The organism is Geodermatophilus sp. URMC 60, assembly GCF_053502585.1.
The window spans coordinates 1,273,402-1,292,942 of sequence record NZ_CP199958.1 but is presented as its reverse complement, the minus strand read 5'-3'; the positions used below and the strand labels follow the sequence as shown (position 1 = coordinate 1,292,942).

The window sequence follows — 19,541 nt, the reverse complement described above, 5'->3', positions numbered from 1 at the left end:
CGCTCTCATCGGGCACCCGCCGGTGATCCGGCGTCGGCCGTCTCGGTCCGGGAGGCGTCGGACGCCCCCCGATCCCGGGCCACCAGCCACAGGAGCAGCCCGCCGAGGAGGGCGCTCAGCCACGTCACGGCCACCGCCCCGCCGACGTTCGACCAGGCCGCCGCGGTGATCATGACCTGGGCGACGAGCGTGTTGACGGACACCACGGCGCCGACTGCCAGGACCGCCCGCACGAGGGCGGTCGACCGCCACAGCGGTCCCGCGACCGCCAGAGTGGGGGCGGCGACCGCCACGGCCGCGATGACCGCCTGCGAGATCCGGTGGTCTGCGGAGAGCAGGAGGAGACCCGTCCCCGCGGCGGGGAGCAGGACCGTGCCGGCCACCTGGATCGGGCGCGGACGGCGTGCGGGTTCAGTCACCGGTCGGTCCTCGCTCGTACTCGCGCCCGCGGTTGCTGCCGGTGACGGATGCGACATTCGGTGTCTCCCCTTGTTCTCTGCCGGCCAGGGGCCCCGGCGTCGGTTCCTGGGTCCCGCCCTCCCCCGTGCGAGGGCGGTTGCCGTGCGCGGGGTGGACGTGCGCTCCTCCGCTCCACGCCTGCCAGGCCGAGCGGACCATGTCCTCGACGCCGTGCCGCGCCTGCCACCCGAGGACCTCCTGGATCCGGTCGGAGGCGGCCACCACCCGGGCGGGATCACCCGGCCGTCGCGGCTCGACGACCGGCTCGGACCAGGCCTCCTGAGCCGTCCCCGAGACCGCGCGGATCGTGGCGATCATGTCCCGTACAGAGACGCCCTCACCGCGGCCGATGTTCGCCGTGAGGGCGCTCACCCGCTCCTCCGCCAGCGCCCGTCCCGCCGCCACGTGGGCCGCGGCGATGTCCTCGACGTGGACGAAGTCGCGGATGCAGGTCCCGTCCGGAGTGGGGTGGTCGTCGCCGAAGATCCGGGGCGGCCGGCCGAGTGAGAGCTGCTCGAGCACCATCGGCACCAGGTTGGAGCGACCACGGTCGGCCAGCTCGGGCCGGGCGCACCCGGCGACGTTGAAGTACCGCAGGTTGACGAACCGTGGTCCGCCGGCGGCTGCGACGGCTTCGATCATGCGCTCGCCGACGAGCTTGGTCTCGCCGTAGGGGTTCACGGGTCGGCAGGGGGTCTCCTCGTCGACGAGGTCCACGTCCGGCGCTCCATAGACGGCAGCGCTGGACGAGAACACGAAGGACCGGACACCCGCTGCGGTCGCCGCCTCGAGGAGGACCCGCAGACCCTCGACGTTCTCCCGGTAGTACAGCAGCGGCCGACGGACCGACTCCTCGACCTGCTTCTTGGCCGCGACGTGGACGATGCCGTCGACCCCGTACTCGTCGATCACACGCGACACCCGGTCCTGATCCAGGACCGACCCCACGACCAACTCGACGTCAGCAACCCGAGCTGCCTCACCCGTGGACAGGTCGTCCAGGACGACGACCGACTCCCTCGCGCGCTGCATCGCGGCTACCACGTGCCCGCCGACGTACCCCGCGCCTCCCGTGACCAGCCAGGTCATCGGCGCACCGTAACGTCGGTCGCGCCCGTTTTCCGCGGCAGCGGCCCGAAATCCCCCGGGGGAGTGGTGCCGCTGCTGCCCCACCAGCCAGCACCCGCGCCGGTACCGGACGCACGGGCACAGCGCGCGGTCCGTTCCGCCCCGGAGGTCCTGGTGGGCCGGTCTGCGGTGCCCGCACGGGCACGTCGGTCCGCGCGCCGGGTACCGGGTGGGCAGAGGCCCGTCGCCCGACAGCACGAGCAGGTGCGGGCCGCACGGGGAACCGACAGACCGGACGGGCGGCTCGCCCGTCGGCCCCGCTCTCCGCAGGACCGCTGCCGCGAGCAGCCGGTCGGGTTCGAGGGGGCCTCGGGGCGACGCCCCTCACGGTGCGGGGGCGCTGGGACGAACGGCGTCATGGCAGCACCTCGCCCCTGCACCCGGTGGCGCCTCCGGTCCCGCTCCGTGCCGGACGACGGAGACCCCCACTTCCTTCCTCGGGGCCCTCCAGATCGCCACCGAGCCAGAACACGACGTCGCCGCCCACGTGCCCAGCCAGCCGGGGGATGCCCGCGAGGGCCGTGACGATCGACGCCGCCGGGGACATCAGCATCAGGACCCGGCCTGCCGGAGACCGGTCGGCGCGGAGGCCGTCGTGCTCGGGCTGGTGAGGTCGGCGCGGCCGGTCCCGGCGTGGTGCAGGGTGCCGGTCGCGGGCGCCGTCCGGCGCCCCTTGCGATTGACCCGCTCGACGACCAGGGCGCGGAGCACCCGGGCGCCGTCCCGCCAGGTGTTGAGGTTGCTCTCCCCGTACATCCGGCGGTGCTCGAAACTCGGGACCTCGACGATCTTCAGCCGGGCCTTGGCGACCCGCGTGTTGATGATTGTCTCGATCTCGAAGCCGTCACCCCACTGCTTGCCGTGGGTGTCCGACGGGCGCGGGTCGAGATCCAGGTGGGCGAGGCAGTCGGCCCAGAAGGCGTTGTAGCCGTAGCAGAGGTCGGTGTAGTGCGTGCCGAACAGCACGTTCACCGTCCGGTTCAGCCACCGGTTGCCCCATGAGCGCACCGCGGTGATGTCGTTGCTGCCGCCGCCGGCGGCGAACCGAGTCCCCTTGGCGAAGTCCGCGCCGGCGACCAGGGCCGCCACGAACCGCTCGATCTCGTCCGGGTCGGCGGACCCGTCGGCGTCCAGCATGACGACGACGTCGCCGGTGACCGCGGCGAACCCGCACGCCATGGCGTTGCCCTTGCCGACCCGGTTCTGCAGCACGATCCTGACGTCCGGGCGCAGCGCCCGGGCCACCTCGACGGTGCCGTCGACGCTGCGGCCGTCGACCACGATGACCTCGTGCAGGTCGGCGGGCAGCCGGCCCATCACGTGCGGCAGGTTCTTCGCCTCGTTGTAGGTGGGAATGACCACGCTGACCCGCGGCGTGCGCGTCGCCCCGGGGCGGAGCGGCACGACGGCGTCCGGGTCGCGCGAGTCCGACCCCGGCGGGGGCACCTCGAAGACCACGTTGGGCAGCCGCAGCGGGCGCACGTCGGCGTCCGGGGTGTCGGGGACGGTGGGGACGACGGCGGAGGACAGGGCTCTCCGCGGGAACCAGTGCGGCCGTCGGGTGCCGGGCGCAGCGGAGCCGCGCAGACCGGCCGAGGCCAGGTCCCAGAGTGCGAGCGACATGGTGGTGCCTCTCTCTCGACCTCTCGTGCTGGGAGCGTGCGCCGGCTCGCGGCGACACGGTCGTGCTGTGGGGCGCCGAGCCCCTGGGCCGGGGCGGGCGCGGCGGGACCGATCCGGTCCGTGGGCGCTCCCCGGCGGGAGGGTCGGCGAACCGACCGCTCCGGACGGGGCAGGGAGGGGGTGTCCCGCCGGCTCAGCCGGGGCGCGATCCCGGGTCGTCCGCGCCGCCCCGGACCTCGCCGGGTGCGCTGCTGCGGACGAGGACGCCGTGGCCGGTCGGCCAGGTGGCGACCTCACCGGTCAGCACCACGGCGGGCAGCCCGGACGCGCCCGTCGGACCGCCCGAGGACGACGCCGCTGTGGCTCCGGAGGCCGTGGTGGCCGGCCCCCCGGGCGCGGGCACCGGCACCGGCACCGCCGGAGGCGGCTCGGGGACCGGGTTGACCGGGACGAGCGGGGGCGTGACCGCCTGGGCCTTCGGCGACGCTGCGACGCCGACGGCTGCGGACCCGGCGATCGGCACCGCCCCGCGGGACGCGACCGCGAGGTCGGCGAGGGTCCCCTCCGCCGCCGCGCGGGCCTGCCCGGCGGGTGGCGTCCCGGACGCCTGGTCCGCGGGCGGCGGGGTGCCGCCCGGCAGCTCGCCGACCGGGGCCGGGAGCGTCGGTGCGGAGCGCTCCGCCGGGGGCTCGTCCGGCGCCTCCGCCGGGGTCCCGGCCGGGTCGCCGGGGGTGCTGGGCGGCGTGCCGGTACCGGGGTCCGCGGGCGCCGGCGTGCCGGTACCGGGCTCAGCCGGCGCGGGCGTGCCGGGCTCGGCGGGCGCGGGCGTGCCTGGCTCGGCGGGCGCGGGCGCGGGCGCGGGCGTGCCGGGCTCGGCGGGCTGCTCGTCGTCCGGGGAGCCGGGGGTCTGGCCGTCGTCGGGCTGCGTCGTCCCGCCGTCGGCGGGCTGCTCGTCGTCCGGGGACGTGGGCGTGCCGGCTGGCGGGGTGCCCGGGGTCGTCCCGCCGCCGGAGGAGCCGCCCGGCTCCTCACCTGCGGAGCCGGAGCCGCCGGAGTGCCCAGAATCGCCGTGGTGACCGGAGTGCCCGCCGCCTGCCGACCCCGGCACCATCGGCGTGGGCGCCTGCGGCCGCGGGGACGTCGGCGCCGAGGGCTGCGGGGCCGCCGGCTCGGCATCCGGCTCCGGCTGCGGGGTCACCGACGGAGGGGTGGCCGGCTCCGGCTCCGGCTGCGGGGTCACCGACGGAGGGGTGGCCGGCTCCGGCTCCGGCTGCGGGGACACCGACGGAGGGGTGGCCGGCTCCGGCGTGGTCACGACCGGCTCGGCGGGGGTCGCCGTCCCGGTCGGGCCGCCGGCCGGCGTGCCTCCGGAGGTCCCCCCGGAGGCCGGGGTCGGAGGGGTCGCTGCGACGGACGTGGGCACCACCGGGACGGCGGGTGCCGGGGTCGTCGTCCCACCCGCGGGGGCTACCTCAGCGTCACTCAGGGTGACAGCGGGCGCCGTGGGCGTCACCCCGGTCACCGCGGCGACCGGGACGAGTTCCGGCGCGGCCGGGGCGTCCGCGTGCGCGGGCGAGGACAGGACGGTCAGGAGGAGCCACAGGCCGGACAGCAGCAGGGCGGCCAGGAGGACGCGGCTGCGCCAGGTGGCCGGGCGGTCCGCATGCGGACGCACACCGGCGGCACCGGTCCGCCCCCCGTCGACCAGCACGACCAGCCCCTCGGCCACACCCGCGCGGTCGGCGGTGTGACAGGGCACGGGCATTGGACCCGTGCACGCAGGAGCACTGTTCGGCGGGATCTCTGCAACGGTCAACCGGTTGCGGAACAGCAGATGATCAATTCCGGCGGGGTCTCACTCTGTGTGACAAGCCGCACGAGGACCGCAGCGGAACTGGTCCGGATCGTTACCCCAAGTCGGGCCCGCTGTCCAGAGGCCTTGATCCCCTCCGTCCTTCGGGTGCCGTTCGCGTGCGACGGACACGGAGGGGTCTCGGCCCGGACATCCGACCGGTCAGCGGCTGTCGGTCGACCCGGGGGTTCCGGTACCAGCTCTGCTCCACCGTTCCCTCGCAGGACTCGTGCACCGCGGCGACCACGCCGCCCGTCACCGCGACCTGCTACCACCATCTGGGCACGGCGACCGGCCGCACCCGGGCGCTGCCGCGGGCTGGGGAGCAAGGTCAGGAACGGGTCTCCATCGCGGCGTCGAGGGCGGCCGGTAGGGCGGTGAGGAAGGCGTCGACCTGGGCGTCGGTGAGCACCAGCGACGGCGCCAGGCGCAGCACGCCCGGCGCGACGGCGTTGGTGAGGAAGCCGGCCTGCCGCAGCGCGGTCTCCAGCCCGGCGGCGACCTCGGCGGTGAGCACCACGCCCAGCAGCGCGCCCCGCCCCCGCACCCCGGCCACGCCGGGATGGCCGAGGCCCTCGATGCCGGCGGTGAACCGGTGCTCGAGTTCCTTGGCCCGTTCCAGCAGGCCCTCCTCGGCGATGGTGTCGAGCACGGCCAGGGCGGCGGCGGCGGCGATCGGATTGCCGCCGAAGGTGGAGCCGTGGCTGCCGGCGCCCATCAGCTCGGCGGCGTCGCCGAAGGCCAGCGTGGCGCCCAGCGGCAGGCCGCCGCCGAGCGCCTTGGCCAGGGTGATCACGTCGGGGGTCAGGCCCTCGGCCTGGTGGGCGAACCAGTGCCCGGTGCGCCCGGTGCCGGTCTGCACCTCGTCCACGGCGAACAGCGCGCCGGCCGCCGCGGCGGTCCGCGCGGCGGCGGGCAGGTAGCCCGGCGGCGCCGGTTGCACGCCGCCCTCGCCGAGCAGCGGCTCGAGCAGCACCATCGCGGTGGCCGCGGAGACGGCGCCCTCGAGCGCGTCGGGGTCGCCGTAGGGCACGTGCCGCACGCCGCCGGGCAGCGGGGCGAAGGCGGCGGCCTTGCCCGGCTGGCCGGTGAGCGCCAGCGCGCCCATGGTGCGGCCGTGGAAGGAGCCCTCGGCGGTGACCACCTCGGTGCGCCCGGTCAGCCGGGACAGCTTGAAGGCGGCCTCGTTGGCCTCGGCGCCGGAGTTGCCGAAGAACACCCGCCCGGGCCGGCCGGCCAGCTCGATCAGCCGCTCGGCCAGGGCCACGCCGGGCTCGTGCACCGCCAGGTTGGACACGTGCCCCAGCGTCCGCGCCTGGGCGGTGATGGCCTCGACGACCCGGGGGTGGGCGTGGCCGAGGATGGTGGTGGCGATGCCGCCGAGCAGGTCGGTGTACTCCCGCCCGTCGACGTCCCACACCCTGGCCCCGGCGCCGCGGGCCAGTGCCACCGGCGGGGTCCGGTAGTTGCCCATCATCACCGCCGACCAACGGGCGGCCAGCTCGGCGGTCCGCGTTCCACCCGGCACGGTCACGGCGCGGGCTCCTCGTTGCCCACCGGTGCGGGGCTGTCCGGGTCGACGGCGGGCAGGACCATCGTGCCGGTCCCCTCGGTGGTGAACATCTCCAGCAGCAGGGCGTGCGGGGTGCGGCCGTCGACCACGGTCGCCCGCCTCACCCCGCCCTCGACCGCCCGGAGGCAGGCGGCCATCTTCGGGAACATCCCCGAGTCCAGGGTCGGCAGGATCTCGGCCAGCTCGCGGCTGTCGATCTTCTGCACCAGGGACTCGCGGTCGGGCCAGTCGGCGTAGAGCCCCTCGACGTCGGTCAGGACGACGAGCTTCACGGCGCCCAGCGCCACGGCGAGCGCCGCGGCGGCGGTGTCGGCGTTGAGGTTGTGCACCTGACCGCTGGGGTCCGGCGCGACGGTGGACACCACGGGGATGCGGCCGGCGTCGATGATCGCGCCGACGGTCGTGGGATCCACGTCGGCCACCTCGCCGACCAGGCCGACGTCGACCTCCTCGCCGTCGACGACCGCGGTGGTGCGCTGGGCGGTGAACAGCCCGCCGTCCTCGCCGGAGAGCCCGACCGCGAAGTGCCCGTGCTGGTTGATGAGGTTGACCACCTCGGGCCCCACCTGGCCGGTGAGCACCATGCGGACGACCTCGACGCTCTCCTCCGTGGTCACCCGCAGCCCGCCGCGGAACTCGCTCTTGATGCCGAGCCGGCGCAGCATGCTGGTGATCTGCGGTCCGCCGCCGTGGACGACCACGGGGAGGATGCCGCAGGTCCGCAGGAAGACCATGTCCTCGGCGAAGGCCCGGCGGCACGCCTCGTCGACCATCGCGTGGCCGCCGTACTTGATCACCACCACGTTGCCGTGGAACTCCTTGAGCCACGGCAGCGCCCCGGTCAGGACGGCGACCTTGTCGGCGTCGCCCTCCGGGTCGTAGGTCCGCATGACCCGGCTGCTGCCGATCCGGCGCCGCGGCCGCCGGGATGGCGCCTCCTCGAGGCCGACGCCGGACGGTTCGTCCGTCCGGGAGCCGGACGGCGACGGAGGCGCCGGGACTCCGGGTGGCGCCTCGTCGACCCGGACGTCGGGCGGGGTGGGGTCCTGCACGCTGCTGGTGCGGGTCAGGTCCTGTGCGTGGTCGATGCTCATGTGGAGTAGGCCGAGTTCTCGTGCACGTAGGCGATGGACAGGTCGTTGGTCCAGATCGTGGCCTGCTCGCCGCCGGCGCCGAGGTCGACGTCGATGGCGATGGCCCGGCCGGTGAGGTCGACCCCCTCGCGGGGATCGCCGATCGCGCCACCCCGGCAGACGGTGACCCCGTTGATGGTCACGTCGACCCGGTCGGGCTCGAAGGCGGCGTCGGTGGTGCCGATCGCGGCCAGCACCCGCCCCCAGTTCGGATCGTTGCCGAACAACGCGGTCTTGAGCAGGTTGTTGCGCGCACACGCCCGGCCGGCGGTGAGCGCGTCCTCGACGCTGGCCGCACCCCGGACGGTGATCGCGATGTCCTTGGTCGAACCCTCCGCGTCGGCCAGCAGCTGCATGGCGAGGTCCGTGCACGCCGCGGTGAGCGCCTCGGTGACCTCGGCGGCGGACGGCGTCACCCCGCTGGCGCCGTTGGCCATCACGATCACCGTGTCGTTGGTGGACAGGCAGCCGTCGGAGTCCACCCGCTCGAAGCTCACGCCGGTCGCCTGCTTCAGCGCGGGCTGCAGGATCTCCGCCGGCACGACGGCGTCGGTGGTCAGCACGACCAGCATCGTGGCCAGGCTCGGCGCCAGCATGCCCGCGCCCTTGGCCATCCCACCGATCGTCCAGCCGTCCCGCTCGACGACGGTCGTCTTCGGAACGCTGTCGGTGGTCATGATCGCCCGGGCGGCGTCCGGCCCGCCGTCCTCGCTCAGGGCCTTCACCGCCGCGCTCACTCCGGCGGTCAGGGCGTCCATGTGCAGCCGGACGCCGATCAGGCCGGTGCTGCAGACCGCGATGTCGATCGCGCCCAGCCCGAGCTCGGCGGCGGCGTGCTCGGCGGTGGCGTGGGTGTCGGCGAACCCCTCCGGTCCGGTGCAGGCATTGGCGCCACCGGAGTTGAGCACCACCGCCCGCGCCCGCGCACCGGCCAGCACCTGCCGGCTCCACAGCACCGGCGCGGCCGGGAACCGGTTGGTGGTGAACACCGCCGCCGCGGCGTCGTCCGGACCGTCGTTGACCACCACGGCGACGTCGAGGCCGCCGGAACTCTTGAGCCCGGCGGCCACCCCGGCCGCCCGGAAGCCCCCGGGAGCCGTCGTCGTCACGGGGCGACCCCCACCACCGGCAGGCCGGTGGTCTCGGGCAGGCCCAGGGCCAGGTTGGCGCACTGGATCGCCGCGCCGGCGGTGCCCTTGGTCAGGTTGTCCACCGCGGCGACCACGACCAGCCGCCCGGCGTCGGGGTCGACCGCGACCTGCAGCGCGACGGTGTTGGCGCCCAGCACCTGCGCCGTCGCCGGCCACTGCCCCTCGGGCAGCAGGTGCACGAACGGCTCGTCGCCGTAGGCCTTCTCGAAGGCCGCCCGGGCGGTCTCGGCCGTGACCCCGGGCCGGAGCCTGGCCGAGCAGGTGGCCAGGATGCCCCGGCTCATCGGCACCAGCGTCGGGGTGAAGCTGACGACCACCGGCGCGCCCGCGGCCTCCGAGAGGTTCTGCACCATCTCCGGCGTGTGCCGGTGCACCCCACCCACCCCGTAGGCGCTCACCGACCCCATCACCTCGCTGCCCAGCAGGTGCGGCTTGGCCGACTTGCCGGCGCCGGACGTGCCGCTGGCGGCGACCACCACCACCTCGGGCTCCACCAGGCCCGCGGCCAGCGCCGGGGCCAGGGCCACGGTGACCGAGGTCGGATAGCAGCCCGGCACCGCGATCCGCCGCGCGCCGGCCAGCTGCTCGCGCCGGCCGGGCAGCTCGGGCAGCCCGTAGGGCCAGCACCCGGCGTGCTCGCCGCCGTACCAGCGCGCCCACGCCGCCGGATCGTTGAGCCGGTGGTCGGCCCCGCAGTCGATGACGAGCGTGTCGTCGGACAGCCGGGCTCCGATCGCGGCGGACTCCCCGTGCGGGAGGGCGAGCACGACCACGTCGTAGTCGCCGAGCGAGTCGGCGTCGCTCGGCCGGACCTCGAGGTCGGCGTAGGGCAGCAGGTGCGGCTGCAGCTCACCCAGGCGTCGGCCGGCGCTCGCGTTGGCGTGCACCCCGGCCAGCCGCAGGTTCGGGTGACCGGCCAGCAGCCGGCACACCTCACCCCCGGCGTACCCGGTGGCGCCGGTGACCCCGACCGTCCACGTCCGCCGCACATTCACGCTGAGTGACAGTACCTGGGCATGCGGGACCCGCGCCGTCACGCGATCGGATGATCCCGCTCACCCCCCTCCCCGGCAGAGGCGGGCGTCGGTCCCGACTCCCGGAGCATCGGGGCTGTTCAGCGGCCCGTTGCGTCGACTGCGCCCACCCGAGTCGGCGCCGGACGACGGATCGGCGCGTTCCGACCCGGCGACGGGATCGTCACGCTGAGTGCTGCAGCGCTCTCTGCCAGCCGTCGAGGCGGGGCACCTCCCCCGCCACCGCTGGGAGGAATGTGTCCCTCGAGGCCGCCACCTCCACCGGCCGCGCTGGGCCGGCGCGGTCAGGACAGGGCGCCGACCTCGCGCAGCACCTCGAGGACCTCCGGCAGATCGGAGAACGCCTCCCGGACGTCGTCCGGGGTGGCGATGGAGTGGGCGTTCGCCGCCAGGTAGTCGGCCAGGGCGGCGTCGAATGCCTCCTCGCCGGCCTGCTCCCGGGCCTCGACCAGGGCGGCGCCGCCGAGCGTGTAGACGGTGTCGTAGTAGGTGTTGTCGGGCCGCAGGAACTCCGCCGCCCAGTACGCCATGGAGCCGCCCACCGGTGGGAAGTCCTCCGCGGGGAGGTGGGCGAACGGCTGCTCGTCGCCGTCGGCCACCGACTGGGCGAACGTCGAGAACGACTCGTCCAGCCACGGGTGCTCGCCCTGGTCGTTGCCCACCAGGCCGTAGAACCACATGTGCGCGAGCTCGTGCGTCACCAGACCCCGCCGGTCGACCGGGTCCACGTCGCCGAACTGGATGGCCCCGGGGAACTCGATGCCGCTCGTCTGGGCGGACAGCACCACCACCCACAGGTCGTCGTAGGGGAAGGGCCCGAGCAGGTCGACGAGCTCGCTGTTGGACTCCTCGATCTGGTCCAGCCAGGCCTCCGCATCGGCCTCGCCCACCTCCCGGTCCAGCCCCACGTGCACGCGGACGCCGTCGACCGTCCGCTCGGCCACGTCCAGGTCCCCCACCGCGACGGCCACGTCCCGCACCGCCGGGGCGGTGAAGCGGTGGACGGTCGTCCCGTCCTGCTGGTCCTCCGCACCGTCCGCCGCCCCGGTACCGAGGACCTCGTAGCCGGACGGCGCGACGACCTCCATCGAGTCCAGCAGGAAGTCCTCGCTCACGGCGGTCTCGCCGATGACCGGGACGGCAGGACCACGCTCCCAGCCGCGACCGCGCTCCCACGCCAGGAGCGGGAACGCCGTGGCGAACCAGGCGACCTCCGCGTCGGGCGAGGACCCGACCCGCTCGTTGACCTCCTCACCGAGGACCAGGTCGAACGTCAGCTCGGCGGTGACGGTCTCCCCCGCCGACACGCAGTCGGCCAGTGGCACCTCGACCAGGGTGCCGGCCGGCGCGTCCTCCGGTGCGCCGGCGGCGACGTCGAGGAAGGCGGCGTCCTGGCCGTCGATCCGCACGTCCGACACCACCAACGAGCTCCCTGCACGGGAGGTCGCCGGCTTGTTCGGCCAGGACCGGAAGACCAGTTCACAGGTGTCCAGGTCCGGGGTGAACTCGACGACCTCGCGCCCGGCCACCGTCGCGAGGTCGGCGGCGACCTCGAAGCGCAGGTCGACCACGGGCCGGTCGGGCCACGGCTCGGCGGCGGCGGGCCCTCGACCGGCGTCGCCCAGCCCTCCCGAGGTGCAGCCGCTGAGCACCAGCGCCGAACACGCCAGGGCAACCGAGGGCCACCGTCGACCTGCGCGCATCCCCGTCCTCGTGGCCTGGGCGACCGGGCGGTCCCGGCCGGCACTCCCATTCTGACGCGCACTCACCCCTCTGCGTTCCGCTGGCCACGACGAGTGAGCCATCTGTCATCGGCAGGTGGACCGGTGTCCCTGGGACGGGTGAGTCAGCTGTGACGACCGTGACTGGTTGTTATCTAGCGGATGCGCAGTGCATATGTCAGCCTCTTTCAGTCACTACGCAATCACGGTCCGTCGCCGAAGGTGAGCGGACGTCCGGAGGACCACTCGTGCGCAGTTCCCTCTCTACGGCCGGCCGCCGCGCCAGCGTCCTCGCGGCCGCGGCTCTCGTCTCCCTGACCACGGCCGCGTGCGGTCCCGCCGACCTCCAGATCGGCGCTGCCGGCACGGCCGGCCAGACCGGCGCGAGCAGCCAGACGGCGATCGACCGGCCGCTCTCGCTCGGCGACGCCGCCCCGGCTCCGAGCAGTGCCGCCCCGAGCCCGGTGCCGACCCCCGCGGTACCGGAGCCCACGATCCCGGCCCAGACGCAGACGCAGCCGCAGCCGAAGACGCAGGTCCCCGTCGCCGGGTCCTCCGAGTCGGAGAGCGAGGACGTGGACGAGCCTGCGGCGGCAACCGTCCCGGCCGAGGTCGCCCCCGGAGCCCCGCAGGCGGCGGCGACCGCAGACCCGGGACGCCGCAAGCGCGGCTCCTCCTCCGGCCGGTCGACGAGCACCCCCGCAGCCGCTCCTGCTCCCGTCGCCGGCGCGGCTGCCGCACCCGCGGCTGCCGGCGCCTCCACCGGCGGGTCGGGTGGGGCGTTCACCGACCAGGCGCGTCGGTCCTTCACCGCGGGCAACGGTCAGACCGGCAACTACCTGCTCTACGCCGGCGGCATCGACCCCGCGAAGCCGGTCGGGCTGGTCGTCTACGTCGACGGCACCGGCGAGTACGGCGTGGACAACCCGACCACGTCCTACGCGCTCGGCGGCTCGTCGGGGCTGGTGGCCACCAGCAGGGCGCGCAACATGATCACCCTCGCCGTGGAGAGCCCCAACCAGTCCTGCGAGTGCTGGCACACCGGCAACACCAGCGGCTACGCCGACTTCCTCGCGGGGCTCATCGAGAACCAGCTGAGCAAGTACCCCGTCAGCGAGGTGTGGCTGAGCGGCTTCTCCTCCGGGGCGCAGGAGATCACCCGCTTCCTCGTGCCGCGGCACCCGGAGCTGATGCGCCTCGGCGGCGGCTGGGTGGTGTTCGGCGGCGGTGGCCCGCCGGCCGACGGCGGGTCCGCCGTGACCGCGGCCCGCATGGCCGGGGTCCGCGGCCACTGGTTCACCGGTACCGCCGACACGTCCGTCCCCCTGACCGCCTCCTGGGGTGCCCAGGCCGGGGAGCGGTTCTACGCCGGCCGCGGCGTCGTCACGTCGAGCGAGTACCCGGCCGGTGTCGGCCATGCGCTCGACGGCCGACTGGGCCGCACGGTCGGGCAGCTGATCGACGCCTCGTGACGACCACGGTGGGCGCTCCCGCGGGGAGCGCCCACCGTGGCCCGGCTTCAGCCGAGGCGGTCCGCCGGCCGGCCGGCCGTCATCACCCGGTCGACCAGGTCCTGGGTGAGGTCGGCCCGGAGGTCGCCGGGCACCGGGAGCCCGCTGTCGGTGTACCAGTCGGGCGAGGCCTCGGGATGCGGCCCCACGACGCCCACCGCGCCTCGGCCGAAGGGCGCGACGACCGCCGCGGGCAGCCCGTTGTCGTAGGTCGCCAGCACCTCCGCCGGGCCCCGGGCCGGGTCCAGGTCGAACCACGCACCGTCCTGGAAGTAGACCTGGCGACGACGTCCCGCCCAGGTCACCGTGACGAGGCTGTCGCCGTCGTGGTCCGGCCGGGCGCCGGGCGAGGAGATGAACCGGTCGGTGTCCCCGGGCAACAGGCCGAAGCCGGGGGTCTCCCCGGCCAGGTAGCCGCCCAGGCAGAACCCGAGGTACCCCCCGCCGGACCCGACGAACTCCCGGATGGCCTCGCGGGAGCGCCTCATCTTCCGGTACGCCCGCCGCAGGCCACCTCCACCGGGCTGGGCGTAGAGCCGGGCGCCGGCGAGCACGCCCGGCTCCAACGGGAGTTCCTCGCGCGGCCCGACGAAGCGGACGTCGAGGTCCCACCGGCTCCGGCGCAGCGCGGCCGCCACCGCCTCCGGGCACCCGGGGGTGGACGCCGGCCCGCGGTAGACCAGCGCCAGGTCCGAGCCGCGGGAGCTCGGGGCCGGGAGGTCAGGGAGCACGGACCCGGCCGTCTGCGTCGAGGACCAGCACCTCCCGCCGCGGTTCCGTCACCGACTGCACCCTGCGGCGCACCGCACCGGTCGCCCGGGCCACGATCTCCTCCAGCGGGCCGCGCGCGTGGTAGCGGCTCCACACCAGCGCGAACGCCACGACGAGCACGGTCTGGATGAGCAGCCCCGTCGCTTCCCCGGGCATCCCCGACCAGCTGAGCAGCAGCAGGTGCAGGGAGTACAGCGTCAGGGTCATGCTCCCCGCGGCGGCCAGCGGCCGCAGGAGCGCGCTGGTGGTGCGGCCGACGAGGATGGCGCCTCCGAGGACGACCAGACCGAGCCCGGTGGTGAAGGCCAGGTCCAGCGGCGTCGTGGAGTGCGGCGTCATGGTCGCCAGCCACCAGCCGGTGTCCGTCGGCGTCGTCCCGCTCCACCCGACCCCCATGACCTCGGCCAGCTCGACGGGGGTCATTGACCGGCTCGCGACCGCCTCGAGCTCGGCGCGGCCGCCGAGGACGTCGAGCAGGAACCACGAGATCGTCAGAGCGGTCACGGCCAGCCCGGCGCCGGTCAGGGTGATGAGCGCGACGGTGCGCCGCGACGTCAACAGCGCGCGCCCGACCGCCATGCCGACGCAGAGGTAGGCCATCCAGGAGAGGGCCGGGTACACGCCGGTCAGCACGAGCTCCCGCAGCACCTGGCCCGGATCGCCGACCAGGTCGCCGAACGTCAGGTTCGGCACCGTCGACCGCACCTCGGTACCGGAGCGCAGCCAGTGGCTGAGGACCGGCATGACCACGACGATCGTCGCGGCCAGGGCGATGAGCGCGCGGCTGGACAGGGTGAGCAGCGGGATGGCGAACACGAACAGCAGCGCGTAGTACGGCAGGATCACCGAGGCGAAGTCGGCGGGCACCACGGATCCCAGGAGCAGCCCGACGCCGCCGATGATCAGCGCCCGGACCAGCAGCGCGGCCGCGTACCCCGGCCAGGTCCGCGCGGTCGGCCGCTTCCTGCGCCCCGTGGCGAACGCGACGCCGACGCCGGCCAGCAGCGCGAACAGCGCCGCCGACTTGCCCGCGGCCAGCGTCCACGCCAGCGACACCTCCCCGTCGTCGTCGACGGAGTTGATGTTGTGGACGGCCATCATGCCGAACAGCGCGATCCCGCGGGCGGCGTCGATGCCGACCAGGCGGGCGCCCGACCGCAGGGCCGGCGCGGTGCTCGACGGGGTCCCCGACACGTCACCGGACGGGGCCGGCTCGCAGGCGTGGGGCAGCGACGACTGCCTGCTCGCGGTCATCGCCGGGCCGCCGTCGCCCCGGCCGACACCCGGCGCCGGTCGCGCGCCGGCGCCGCCGTCGGAGCCCGCCCGACCTTCTGGGCCGGGATGCCGCACCAGGTGGTCTCCCTCGGGAGCACCTCGCCCTTCATCGCCAGCGACATCGCGGACAGGGTGGCGTCCTCCTCCACGACCGAGCCGTAGAGGACGACGGCCTTGTCGCCGATGGTCGCGCGGTCCCGCAGGACGACGTGGTCCATCTTCATGACGCGGTCCTCGAAGAGGTGGGTCTGCAGCGATGCGTTCGCACCCACCGAGACGTCGTCCCCGATGGTCACGAGGTCGAACTCGGTGAGGTAGGTCGTGTCGATCAGCGTCCGCCGACCGATCCGGGAGCCGAACAGCCGCAGCGCGGGGCCGAGCAGGGGCGTGCCGGTGAGGAAGGTGAGCAGGGCCGGTACCGCCGCCGCCTCGTAGATGCCGGTCACGAACTCCGTCCGGCGGACGAAGCCGCTCCACAGCGGTCGCACGCGCGGCCGGTAGCGGCCGACGACGGCCCACTTGAGAGCGGCCACCAGCGCCACGACCAGGACGCTGGAGGTCAGGGCGACCAGCGGCGCGAGCAGCACGGTGGCCACCGTGCTCCAGGAGAGCGCCAGCGCGGAGAGGCCGTACAGGGTCGCGAACGTCGCGACGGCCAGCAGGGAGCTCGGCAGCACGATCCGGAGGAACTCGATCGCGTAGCGGGCACGGACCTGCCGCCGCGAGGGGGCGTAGGTGTCGGCCTCGGTGAACTCCTCGAACACCTCGCGGCGGGGGAGGAAGAACGGCGGCGAGCCGAGCCATGAGGTACCGGGCTCGGTCCCGGCGGTCGGCGGGACCGAGCGGACGCCGATGAGCGACCCGTCACCGAGGTGCGAACCCGACGGGACGAAGGCGGCGTTCCCGACGAAGGCGCGGGAACCGATCTCGGTCCGCCGGAAGGCGACGTGGCCGTTGGCGTAGGTGGCGCTGCCCACGCTGGCCATGTCCGCCACGAAGCTGCCCTCGCCCACCGTGAGGAGGTCCGGGTCGATGTTGGCGATGGTGGACACCTCGGCGCCCTTGCCGACCTTGGTCCCGAGCGCCCGCAGCCACATCGGCGTGTAGAGCGTCGAGTACATGGTGTTGTTGAACAGCAGGCTCTGCTCGAGCAGCTTGTCCCCCAGCCACTTCTCCAGACCCAGCTGCGACCGCAGGTGGTGCACGCCCTCCGGGGTCTCCGCCAGGACCAGGCGCCGGGCGCCCAGGATGAGTCCGCACGAGGCCGCCACGAACAGCGGGCCGGACAGCGCCGTGGCCAGGAGGCCGGCCGCCGTCCCGAAGCTGAGCAGGACCCACCAGACGACCGCCACCACCGGCAGCAGGATCAGGAACGGCAGCAGCTCCAGCAGCAGGACGCCACCGGCGAAGCCGGCCAGCAGGTGGCTCGACCAGGTGCGCGGCGCCTGGTCGCAGGCCGCCATGAGCTCGACGACCGGGTCCATCGAGTCGGGCGCCGGACGGGCCGGGGACCCGGCCCAGGTCTCGCCGGCGGGGATGCTCCGGCGGGACGGCAGCAGCGACTGGTCCCTGAGGATGGCGTTCTCGCCGACCTCCGAGTCGCACTCCAGCACGCTCTCGGACCCGACGACCGCGCCGGCACCGACGGTGACCGGGCCGATGGTCAGGATGCCCTCGGCGACGCGGTGGCCGTGCAGCTGCGTGCCGTAGCCGATCGTCGCGCCGCGGCCCACGCGCAGCAGCGACGGCAGCGAGACGTTCGCCGTCCCGATGTGGGCCTCGTCGTCGATCTGCGCACCGGCCAGCCGCAGGTACGTCACCGCCCACGGCGACCCGCTGAGCACGGTGAGCGGGGAGATCGACATCAGCTTCTGCACGGTCCACACCCGCAGGTGCATGCCACCCCAGAGCGGGTGGTCACCGGCGCGCAGCCCCCGGGAGAGCAGCCGCGCGCCGACGACCGGGAGGACCCAGCGGGCCAGCAGGTAGACGGTCGGCAGCGCGATCGCCAGCTGGACGACCAAGGCGAGCGAGGGCTGACCGTCGTTGAGCCCGTACAGGACGCCGACGGGGAGCAGGAACACCAGGATGATCGCGTAGAGCACCGAGACCTGCGCCGTCCCGAAGGCGATGACCCGCTCACGGGAGGGCGGTTGCGGCCGGGGCTCGCGCGGCTCGAGCGTCACGGGCTCGTCCGACTGGCTGGTGGTGCCGTCCTCGAGGAACGTCGCCAGGTCCCGGACGGTGGGGTGCTTGTAGAAGTCCAGGATGGACAGCCCCGAGCCCAGCTCGCTCTCCCGCATCGCGGACACGACGTTCGCCGCCACGAGCGAGTGCCCGCCCAGCGCCTCGAAGAAGTTCGCCTCCACCGAGACCGCGCCCGCCGGCAGGTTGAGCATCTGCTCCCACAGACCGGCGATCCAGGCCTCCGCGGGGGTGGCCGGCGGCTCGTGCTCGCGGTCGGTGCGGATCAGCCGGGGACGGGTGGGCGCGGGCAGCCGGCCGCGGTCGGCCTTGCCGCTGGGCAGCATCGGGATCGAGGTGACCGCGTCGAGGTAGGACGGGACCATGTAGGGCGGCATCTGGGCCACCAGCTGCTCGTGCAGCTCGGGGATGACGGCGTCGGCCGCCCCGGCGTCGCGCAGGATGACGTAGCCCGCGAGGTCCCCACCGGTGTCCGGCGAGGCCAGCAGGGTGACGACGGCACCGGTCACCTGGGGGTGCTCGAGGAGGACGCTCTCGATCTCCTGCAGGTCCACACGGTGGCCCCGGACCTTGACCTCGCTGTCCGCGCGGCCCAGGTACTCCAGCTCGCCGTCGGGCAGGAAGCGGCCCAGGTCGCCGGTGCGGTAGATGCGCTCCCCCGGGATGCCGCGGGGGTCGGGGATGAAGCGGTCGGCGGTGAGGTCGGGGCGGTTCACGTAACCGCGCGCCACGCCGGGACCGCCGACGCAGATCTCGCCGACCTGCCCCGCGGGGACCGGCTTGCGGTCGTCGTCGAGCAGGGTGACCCGGTAGGTCGGCAGGGGGCGGCCGATGGTGACCTGCTTGCCCGGCCGGAGCTCGGCCATCGTGCAGGTCACGGTCGTCTCGGTGGGCCCGTAGGTGTTCAGGATCCGGCGGCCGGGTCCCCAGCGGTCGACCAGCTCGCGGGGGCAGGCCTCGCCGCCGACGTTGACCGTGCGGATCAGCGGCAGGGTGCGGTCGAGGGTCGCCAGCACGGTGGGGACGCAGTAGATCATCGTGATCTCGTTGTCCTCGAGGAAGTCGGCCAGACCCGACCCGACCCGGCGGCCGTCGGTGGGTCCGGCGACGAGCGTCGCCCCGACGGCCCAGGTCGGCCAGATCTCCTCGATGGAGAAGTCGAACGCGATCGTCATGCCCTGGTAGACGCGGTCGGTGGACTCGACCCCGTACAGGGACGGCACGATGCCGATGAAGTTGCAGATGCTCGACTGGTTGATCTCGACGCCCTTGGGGCGGCCGCTCGAGCCCGACGTGTAGATGATGTAGCAGACCGGGTCGCCGTCGGACTCGGTGCCCGGCCGGGAGCTCGACTGGACCGCGAGCTCGGGCCCCAGCTCGTCCAGGTACAGACCCTCGCACGGCAGCGCGACGCAGGACGCGGCGAACGACGTGTGCGTCACCAGCAGGCTCAGCGAGGAGTCCTCGGCGATGTACTGCAGCCGGTCGGCGGGCGCCTCGGGGTCGATCGGGACGAACGTCGCCTCGGTCTTCGTGACCGCCAGCAGCGCGACGTAGGTGTCCACCGAGCGGTGCAGGAGGATCCCCACGCGGACGCCGGCGCGCGCACCCCGGGTCATCAGCAGGTTCGCCAGCCGGTTCGCGCGCTGGTCGAGGTCCGCGTACGAGACGCGCTCGCCCTCGCACTCGAGCGCGGTGGCCGAGGGCCGCTGGTCGCAGGTGCGCTCGAAGAACCGGCTCAGCCGGGTGACCAGGGAGCGCTGACCGGAGATCTCGGCCACGAAGTTGTCGTGCAGCCGGTACGACGTGGCGGTGTTGTCCCGCATGTCGTATCCCGGAGTGGCGGTCGGGGACTGCCGCTCGACATCTCCCGCGAATGTCGAGAAGAAGTCCCAGTCATCGCTGTGCGTCGTCATATATTCACTCTCTGCAGCCCTTCGGCGAACGAACCTCCCGAGGCTAGGTCGGGATTTCGGAACGGTGCAAAGCCCCGTGGCAAGGGTCGAAGGACTCACACGCCACCCCCTTGACCTGGCGAGATGAGCGTTTCGATCACGGAGGATCATCGATCTGTTTCGCACTGTGATGCTGGCGCGGCGAAATGT

Annotated in this window: 13 protein-coding genes; 1 reads left to right on the top strand and 12 read right to left on the bottom strand. The window is 74.3% G+C overall.

Features of this window, described 5'->3' with window-relative positions; all coding sequences use genetic code 11:
- Window positions 1-5: 5 nt before the first annotated feature.
- From ACWIX3_RS06165 to ACWIX3_RS06125, 9 genes are all read right to left on the bottom strand, one after another.
- Window positions 6-419 carry a hypothetical protein gene (locus ACWIX3_RS06165; RefSeq protein WP_448611198.1) on the bottom strand — a complete coding sequence of 138 codons (414 nt, stop codon included), beginning with the start codon at window positions 417-419 and terminating at the stop codon, window positions 6-8.
- Window positions 412-1,548 (bottom strand): UDP-glucose 4-epimerase GalE, encoded by a 1,137-nt coding sequence (gene galE / locus ACWIX3_RS06160; RefSeq protein ID WP_448611197.1) that lies wholly within the window; start codon window positions 1,546-1,548, stop codon window positions 412-414. Before galE ends, ACWIX3_RS06165 begins: the two co-directional genes overlap by 8 nt.
- A 591-nt stretch (window positions 1,549-2,139) precedes the next feature.
- Window positions 2,140-3,210, bottom strand: coding sequence for a glycosyltransferase family 2 protein (locus tag ACWIX3_RS06155; protein WP_448611196.1), 1,071 nt, complete (start codon window positions 3,208-3,210; stop codon window positions 2,140-2,142).
- 193 nt (window positions 3,211-3,403) lie between these two features.
- A complete protein-coding gene (locus ACWIX3_RS06150; protein ID WP_448611195.1) occupies window positions 3,404-4,975 on the bottom strand; it encodes a hypothetical protein in 1,572 nt (523 codons plus the stop codon).
- A 418-nt stretch (window positions 4,976-5,393) separates the two neighbouring features.
- Window positions 5,394-6,596: an acetylornithine transaminase gene (locus tag ACWIX3_RS06145; protein WP_448611194.1), complete on the bottom strand. Its 1,203-nt coding sequence runs from the start codon at window positions 6,594-6,596 to the stop codon at window positions 5,394-5,396.
- A complete protein-coding gene (gene argB / locus ACWIX3_RS06140; protein WP_448611193.1) occupies window positions 6,593-7,729 on the bottom strand; it encodes an acetylglutamate kinase in 1,137 nt (378 codons plus the stop codon). The genes ACWIX3_RS06145 and argB overlap by 4 nt, the downstream gene beginning before the upstream one ends.
- Window positions 7,726-8,877, bottom strand: a complete 1,152-nt coding sequence (argJ, locus tag ACWIX3_RS06135; RefSeq protein WP_448611192.1) for a bifunctional glutamate N-acetyltransferase/amino-acid acetyltransferase ArgJ — start codon at window positions 8,875-8,877, stop codon at window positions 7,726-7,728. Before argJ ends, argB begins: the two co-directional genes overlap by 4 nt.
- A complete protein-coding gene (argC, locus tag ACWIX3_RS06130; protein WP_448611191.1) occupies window positions 8,874-9,914 on the bottom strand; it encodes an N-acetyl-gamma-glutamyl-phosphate reductase in 1,041 nt (346 codons plus the stop codon). Before argC ends, argJ begins: the two co-directional genes overlap by 4 nt.
- A 323-nt stretch (window positions 9,915-10,237) precedes the next feature.
- Window positions 10,238-11,656 (bottom strand): M1 family aminopeptidase, encoded by a 1,419-nt coding sequence (locus ACWIX3_RS06125; protein WP_448611190.1) that lies wholly within the window; start codon window positions 11,654-11,656, stop codon window positions 10,238-10,240.
- A gap of 266 nt (window positions 11,657-11,922) precedes the next feature.
- On the opposite strand from ACWIX3_RS06125, the gene ACWIX3_RS06120 reads away from it, so the two are divergent.
- Complete coding sequence (locus tag ACWIX3_RS06120) at window positions 11,923-13,146, top strand: hypothetical protein (RefSeq protein WP_448611189.1); 1,224 nt, start codon at window positions 11,923-11,925, stop codon at window positions 13,144-13,146.
- A gap of 47 nt (window positions 13,147-13,193) precedes the next feature.
- On the opposite strand, the gene ACWIX3_RS06115 is transcribed toward ACWIX3_RS06120, so the two are convergent.
- Genes ACWIX3_RS06115 through ACWIX3_RS06105 form a run of 3 tightly spaced genes read right to left on the bottom strand, consistent with a single transcriptional unit; the run spans window position 13,194 to window position 19,352 of the window.
- Window positions 13,194-13,916, bottom strand: coding sequence for a BPL-N domain-containing protein (locus ACWIX3_RS06115; protein ID WP_448611188.1), 723 nt, complete (start codon window positions 13,914-13,916; stop codon window positions 13,194-13,196).
- A complete protein-coding gene (locus tag ACWIX3_RS06110; protein WP_448611187.1) occupies window positions 13,906-15,210 on the bottom strand; it encodes an acyltransferase family protein in 1,305 nt (434 codons plus the stop codon). Before ACWIX3_RS06110 ends, ACWIX3_RS06115 begins: the two co-directional genes overlap by 11 nt.
- Window positions 15,207-19,352, bottom strand: a complete 4,146-nt coding sequence (locus tag ACWIX3_RS06105; RefSeq protein ID WP_448611186.1) for a Pls/PosA family non-ribosomal peptide synthetase — start codon at window positions 19,350-19,352, stop codon at window positions 15,207-15,209. Before ACWIX3_RS06105 ends, ACWIX3_RS06110 begins: the two co-directional genes overlap by 4 nt.
- Window positions 19,353-19,541 lie beyond the last annotated feature (189 nt).